2 protein-coding genes are annotated in these 1,841 nt (G+C 39.7%); both read right to left on the reverse strand.

What is annotated here, in order from left to right; all coding sequences use genetic code 11:
- A partial coding sequence (locus FJ218_11440) for a 2Fe-2S iron-sulfur cluster binding domain-containing protein (protein ID MBM4167515.1) occupies nucleotides 1-1,126 on the reverse strand: 1,126 nt, incomplete at its 3' end.
- 77 nt (nucleotides 1,127-1,203) lie between these two features.
- Nucleotides 1,204-1,841 (reverse strand): glutamate synthase (locus FJ218_11445; GenBank protein MBM4167516.1); only part of this gene is annotated, 638 nt, incomplete at its 5' end.

The following is a 1,841-nucleotide window of genomic DNA, read 5'->3' on the forward strand; positions in this document are numbered from 1 at the left end:
TTCTATCGTCGAACACGCCTTGTCCTTGCGATAACACTTCGACGATTCCGTCTTTTAAAAATGCAATCGAACTTTCCGGTTCAAGAAATGCGTGCTCTATCATTTGTGTTTCGAATGTTCGCGTTTCGACAAAAGCAGAATTTGCTAATGCTGAATCAACATCGCCGCGTTTGATAACACTTTTCGAAAGTAAATTTTCGTGGTCGTTATGAACTCGTGGAGCATTTTCTTTCAATGCTTCTTCGGGAGAAAAAACTCCATGTAAAATTTCATATTCGATATTGATGAGTTGAATTGCTTTGCGCGCAGTTTTATTATCAACAGCAACAACGCCGGCAAGAATATCGCCAATGCAATGTGTCGTTTCTCCTTTTGCTAAAAACATTGGCCAATCTTTGTAAATCAAACCTTGCTTTCGTTGTCCAAGAACATCGTTTGCCGTTACAACACGAACAACGCCGGGAAATTTTTCTGCTTCGTTTGTATCAATTTTTTTGATTCTGATTTTTGGATGCGGAGAAAAAAGAAACGCCGCATACAACATTTCGGGAAGCGTGATGTCATCGATATACGGTCGCTCGCCCATTGCAAATTTTTCTCCATCCATTCGCGGCAAACTCGAACCGATTTTTCCGGAATAATCCGGCTCGGGAATTTTTTCTCCGCGAAATGCTTTTGCAGAAAGTTCAATCGCATCAATAATTTTTACATAACCGGTGCAGCGGCAAATATGATTGTTAAGCGACTTGGCAATTTCTTCACGCGATGGTTCGGGTTTTTTTTCGATGAGACTTTTTGCGCGCACAACAATTCCCGGAATACAAAATCCGCATTGCAACCCTGCAGAATATGTGAACGCTTTTGCAAAAATATCGCGCGCGTGTTCGTTGAGTCCTTCGAGCGTGAGAACATTTTTTCCCGAAACATTTTTTGCCGGAACCGCGCACGACGAAACCGCCTTGCCATCAACAATAACCGTGCAGCAACCACACGAACCTTGCGGCGCGCATCCATTCTTCGGCGAAATCAATCCCGCTTGTTCACGCAACACATCCATCAATGAAGTGTCATCATCGAATGGTGCGGTGAAAGGATTGGAATTGAGAGTGAAGTTTATGTTGTTCATAATTCTTTGCCACTAATTTCACTAATTAGCACGAACCGATTAAAAAATAATTAGTGTTTCATTCGTGAAATTCGTGGCTAATTTACAAAATCTACATTTACAAAATGAACTCGTTCGTTGTTCAACATTCCAAGTAATAACGTTTTCATTGCAAAATAATATGCCAAATCAATTTTACAATTTTCTTTTCCTTTTGCAACGAGAACTTTGTTCGTTTCCCAATCAATGTTTAATTCAAAAATTTTATTTTCAAATTTAGTTTTCAGAAAATTATTTTCTGTTGAAAGCGAAAATTCTTTCTCTTTAAATCTTCCAAACAATTTCGCTTTACCATTTTCTTTCAACAAATAAAATCCGCTCAGTGAATTCCATTTCTTCCACTGCTCAAGCGAGCCGAAGAAACGCGGCTTTTCAATATATGGTCCGCCATCTTCGGGACAAAACACATCGCAGTTTCCACATTCATTACACGCGTCTGCAAAGTTTGCAATTTGATGTTTGTCTTTCACAGAAAAATTTCCGCCGCCAATTTCTTTCCAACTTCCGTTCGCAATTTCAATATTGTTGAACTGAATTTCCACTGGTTCAGTTTCAAAATAAAAATTCGCATCGTTCGGACAAACGGGAATACACTTATCGCAACTGATGCAATCGAACAACACCAAATGACTTCCGATTTTTCGGGGCGGTTTGTAGTTGGAAGAAAAGTGGTAGC

Source organism: Ignavibacteria bacterium (genome assembly GCA_016873775.1).
GTDB lineage: Bacteria > Bacteroidota > Ignavibacteria > UBA10030 > F1-140-MAGs086 > JAGXRH01.